The organism is Streptomyces sp. NPDC005485 (assembly GCF_040606085.1).
Lineage (GTDB): Bacteria > Actinomycetota > Actinomycetes > Streptomycetales > Streptomycetaceae > Streptomyces.
The window spans coordinates 1-5021 of the sequence record NZ_JBEXDZ010000287.1 but is presented as its reverse complement, the minus strand read 5'-3'; the positions used below and the strand labels follow the sequence as shown (position 1 = coordinate 5021).

Here is a 5021-nt window from a genome sequence, read left to right as displayed (position 1 = left end):
CCGACGGGGGGGGGGTGGGGTGCGTGGCCTCGCCCCACCCACTCCGCGGGAGGGGCGGGCGGGGGGCGGCGACGGTGAGTGGGATGTCGTCGTCGACACCTGGTCGGCGGCGCCGCGCGCCGTACGGGACACGGCACGGCTGCTGGCCGGCCGGGCCTCGCGGTATGTGTACGTGTCGAGCTGCTCGGTGTACGCGTGGCCGCGGGGCGTCGGATGCACCGAGGCCGGTGCCCTCGTGGAGGGGGCGTCCGCGGACGCCGAGCAGACCGACTACGCGCGCGACAAGCACGGCGGTGAGCTGGCCGTCCTCGACGCCTTCGGGGCGGAGCGTTCGCTGCTCGTGCGGGCCGGGCTGATCCTCGGGCCGCACGAGGACATCGGGCGGCTGCCGTGGTGGCTCAACCGGATCGCCCGCGGCGGCCCCGTGCTGGCGCCCGGGCCGCGCGACCTTCCCCTCCAGTACGTCGACGTCCGCGACCTCGCCGAGTGGGTTCTCGCGGCGGTGGAGGGGGAGTTGAGCGGGCCGTACAACCTCGTCAGTCCCTCCGGGCATACGACGATGGAGGCGCTCCTCGACGCATGCGTCAGCGCCACCGGAGCCGAGGCGGAGCTGCGGTGGACGGACCCTCGAGAGGTGCTGGACGCGGGGATCGAGCCCTGGGTGCAGTTGCCGGTCTGGTTTCCGCCGGGGGACGTCCACGACGGCATCCACCGGCTGGATGTGTCGCGGGCCGTCGCGGCGGGGCTTCGGTGCCGGGATGTGTCGGAGACGGTCGCCGACACGTGGGCGTGGCTGCGGGCCCGTGGCGGGGACGCCCCTCAACGGGACGACCGGCCGGTGGTGGGGCTCGACCCCGCGGTCGAGGCGGCGGTCCTGGCGGGGTGACCGGGCCCCCGGGTGCCTCCTTGCCTTGCTCGGTCACCCGGTGTTGGTGCCGGCCGGGAGTGGGTCACGCAACCCGGCGTTCACGGGGCGCCGCTGCGCCCACCCGTGCCGCCCCTGGCGGCACGATTGCCCGCAGAAACGAGGCTCCGCCGGCCCCCCGGCGCCACGCGCACCCGCAGCCAGGACGGCCCGCAGCCGCGTACGCACGGACCCGGCCCACCCACCGGCCCCCACGCGAACGGCGCCCCACTAGGGGTGCCAACACCACCCCCGCTGGGGTGCCCGGCCCCGTGACCCCGGTCGGCTGTTCCGGAAGACTGGCGGCATGGAGATGACATGGGCGGGATGGCGGCGTGTGGGGGTGGCGGCAGGGCGGGGCCTGGTGCTGGCGGTGGTGAGCCTGGCCGGGGCGCTCGCCCTGTTCGTGCTGTCCGTCGTGTCCCTCGCGGTCATCCCCGCGGGCATAGGCATCTTCACGACCCCGTGGGTGCTCACCGGCGTACGCGCCTTCGCGGACTGGCGGCGGCTCGTGGCCGCGGAGTGGTGCGGAGTGCGGATCCCGCCCGCGTACCGCCCGATCCCGGACGGCGCGAAGCCCTGGACCCGCTGCTTCCGGATGCTCGGTGACTCCGCGACCTGGCGGGACCTCTGCTGGCTGCCGGTCGACATGACCGCGGGGTTCCTGACCGCGCTGCTGTCCGCCGTCCTCGCCTTCTACCCCCTGGAGGGCTTCGCGCTCGCGCTCGGCCTGTGGCGGGCGTTCACGGACGGCACGCGCGTCAACTGGTGGTACGGCTTCGTGCCCGTCTCGGGACAGGGTTCGGCGCTCCTCGCCGGCGCCCTGGCCGCCGTGCTGCTGTTCACTTCCTACTTCGCCACCCCGGCCCTCCTGCGCGGCCACTTCCTGATCGTCCGCGCCGCCCTCGCCCCGGGCCAGCGTGAACTCGCCGAACGCGTCCGGGTGCTGACCGAGACCCGACGGGACGCCGTGGACACCTCCGCGACCGAACTGCGTCGGATCGAGCGGGACTTGCACGACGGCGCGCAGGCACGGCTCGTCGCGATGGGCATGGACCTGGGGACGATCGAGGCACTGATCGAGAAGAACCCGGCGAAGGCGAAGGAGCTCCTCGCCCGGACCCGGGAGTCCTCCGCGGAGGCGCTGACGGAACTGCGCGACCTGGTGCGCGGCATCCATCCGCCGGTGCTCGCGGAGCGCGGACTCGGCGACGCCCTGCGGGCGTTGGCGCTGCGGATGCCCCTGCCGACCGAGGTGAGTGTCGAACTTCCCGAGGGCCGCGCGGACGCGCCCGTGGAGTCGGCGGCGTACTTCGCGGTGAGCGAGCTGCTCACCAACGCGGTGAAGCACTCCGGCGCGGACCGCCTCTGGGTGGACGTCCACCACACGGACGGCAGGCTGCGGATCACGGTCACCGACAACGGCGGGGGCGGCGCACGCATCGGCGGGGGGTCCGGGCTGACCGGGGTCGAGCGGCGACTGGGTACATTCGACGGCGTACTGGCCGTCAGCAGCCCCGCGGACGGTCCCACCATGGTGAGCATGGAGATCCCTTGCGCGTTGTCCTAGCCGAAGACCTGTTCCTGCTGCGCGACGGACTGGTGCGGATGCTCGAGGCGTACGACTTCGAGATCGCGGCAGCCGTGGAGAGCGGCCCCGAGCTCACCCGGGCACTCGCCGAGGAGGCGCCGGACGTCGCCGTCGTCGACGTACGGCTGCCGCCCTCGCACACCGACGAGGGGCTGCAGTGCGCGCTGCAGGCCCGCCGGGACAGGCCGGGGCTGCCGGTGCTGGTGCTGTCGCAGCACGTGGAGCAGTTGTACGCGCGGGAGTTGCTCGCGGACGGCGCGGGCGCGGTGGGCTATCTGCTCAAGGACCGGGTGTTCGACGCGGAGCAGTTCATCGACGCCGTACGGCGGGTCGCGGCGGGCGGTACGGCCATGGACCCGCAGGTGATCCAGCAGTTGCTGTCGCGCCGCTCCAGTACCGACCAGCCGCTCGGCCGGCTCACCCCGCGCGAGCGGGAGGTGCTGGAACTGATGGCGCAGGGCCGGTCGAACGCGGCCATCGCGGCCGGACTCGTGGTCACGGAACGGGCGATCGCGAAGCACACGTCCAACATCTTCGCCAAGCTGGACCTGGAGGTCTCGGACGACGACAACCGGCGCGTACTCGCGGTGCTCGCCTATCTGGACCAGGGCAGCCACTGAATATCAGTCAAAAGCCGGTTGTAAACCTGCTCGGGGAGATCAACTCCCTTGGAAACGCGGGCTTCTGGGCCCATTGTGCCGAAATTGGTCTCAGGAACTTCCAAGTTTTTCGAGGGCCTCTGAACGCCTCACGCGCCCCCTGCGTATGGAACGGAGCCGCTTCACTCCTGTCGGGCGCCTCGATGCCCCGCAAGGAAGTCAGAGGAGTTCCATGGGACGCAATACAAGAAAACGCCGTTCGTCACTGGCCAACAAGGCCATAGCCGCATCGGCGGCTCTAGCGCTTGGCGGGGGCGGGCTGATCTGGGCGAATTTCTATGCTTCGGCGCACGAGGAGAACTCGACACAGAACAGCACCAAGGCCGCCGCCGCCCAGGTGGCCACGATCACCTGCCCGGACATCGGTCAGCAGTTGACCAGCGTGCCGAGCCGCGCGAAGGCGAACGTCGACAACGAACTGGCGACTCTGGACAAGCAGATCACCGAGGCGTACGCCCGGCTGAGCTCGTCGCGTCAGGCGCAGGCCAATGACGCGGGCTTCGTCCAGAACGCGATCCTCGGCCCGCTGAAGGACAAGCGGACCGCGGTCATCGGCCGGATCAAGATCGACTTCAGCCGTGTCGGCGCCGCCGCCCCGGGCTCGCTCGACGGACTGGCCCCCTGCACCGGCACCACCGCCAACCAGGCCCAGACCAACGCCGGAGGGAACTGGCAGAACAACCAGAACGGCCAAAACGGCCAGAATGGTCAGAACGGCCAGAACAACAACGGCGGAGCGACCGCGGCCCCGAGCGCGACGGCCGGCAACGGCGGTCAGCAGCAGGGTGGCAACGGCGGCCAGCAGGGCGGCAACGCCGGCAACGGCGGCCAGCAGACCGGCAATGGCGGTCAGGCCGGAAACGGTCCCGTCGCCGCGGACTTCGTGGACATCACGAAGGTCCAGGCGAACGTCGCCCAGAAGGCCCGCACCCGGGCCGGTGGTTCGGCCGGCACGTTCACCAGCTCGTGCGGTGTGAACGCCAACAAGAAGTTCAACACCGACAACGTGATCGTGGCGCCCGGTGTGGCCAACGGCGCGCACCACCTGCACGACTACGTCGGCAACCAGTCGAACGACGCCTTCGCCAACAACGACACGTTCGCCGCGGCCCAGACCAGCTGCACGAACCAGGGCGACAAGTCCTCGTACTACTGGCCGGTCGTGCGTATCCAGAACGGTACGAAGGACTTCGACCAGAACAACGACGGCGGTGGCAAGGAAGGCAACGTCGGCGCCATCCAGCAGGTCAAGCAGGCGCAGATCAAGTTCGTCGGCAACGCGAAGAGCAAGGTCGTCGCGATGCCGAAGTTCCTGCGGATCATCACCGGTGACGCGAAGACCACGACCAACGGTCTCGCGAACGCCAACGCGCACTGGAGCTGCACCGGCTTCGAGAACAAGGTGCAGCTGACGACGCAGTACCCGATCTGCCCCCAGGGCAGCAGCGTGGTGCGGTCGTTCAAGTTCCAGAGCTGCTGGGACGGTCAGAACATCGACAGCGCCAACCACCGTACGCACGTGGCGTTCGCCGACGCCCAGGGCAACTGTGGCAATGGTTTCAAGGCCATTCCGCAGCTGACCATGCGCCTGGTGTACAACGTGCCGGCCCCGGTCATCCAGAACGGGCAGGTCAAGAACGCCTACGCGGTGGACGGTTTCCCGGAGCAGCTGCACAAGGCCGCGACCGACCACGACGACTTCATCAACGTCTTCGACGAGAACGTGATGAACAACATGGTCAACTGCATCAACAGCGGCCAGCGTTGCAAGTGTCGAGGTGGGGGCGCGCATCGCCGGGGCGAACACCCCCTACTACGCCGAACTGGCCGCGGGCGAGTCGCAGAACACCTGGACGGTGGAGGCCTA

3 protein-coding genes and 1 pseudogene are annotated in these 5021 nt (G+C 70.3%); all 4 read left to right on the top strand.

Annotated features, from left to right (window positions below; all coding sequences use genetic code 11):
* Nucleotides 1-886, top strand: an 886-nt coding sequence (locus ABZS97_RS43395) for an NAD-dependent epimerase/dehydratase family protein (RefSeq protein ID WP_356149362.1), incomplete at its 5' end; no start/stop codon positions are given.
* 325 nt (nt 887-1211) lie between these two features.
* Nucleotides 1212-2474, top strand: a complete 1263-nt coding sequence (locus ABZS97_RS43390; protein ID WP_356149356.1) for a sensor domain-containing protein — start codon at nt 1212-1214, stop codon at nt 2472-2474.
* On the top strand, nt 2459-3115 hold the full coding sequence (locus ABZS97_RS43385) for a response regulator transcription factor (RefSeq protein WP_356149349.1): 657 nt from the start codon (nt 2459-2461) through the stop codon (nt 3113-3115). The genes ABZS97_RS43390 and ABZS97_RS43385 overlap by 16 nt, the downstream gene beginning before the upstream one ends.
* 211 nt (nt 3116-3326) lie before the next feature.
* Nucleotides 3327-4925, top strand: a pseudogene (locus ABZS97_RS43380) (DUF1996 domain-containing protein); the annotation flags it as partial.
* Nucleotides 4926-5021: the final 96 nt, after the last annotated feature.

Excerpts from the sequence above, each read along its gene's own strand:
- ABZS97_RS43390 (WP_356149356.1), top strand. The coding sequence starts at position 1,212 with ATGGAGATGACATGGGCGGGATGGCGGCGTGTGGGGGTGGCGGCAGGG.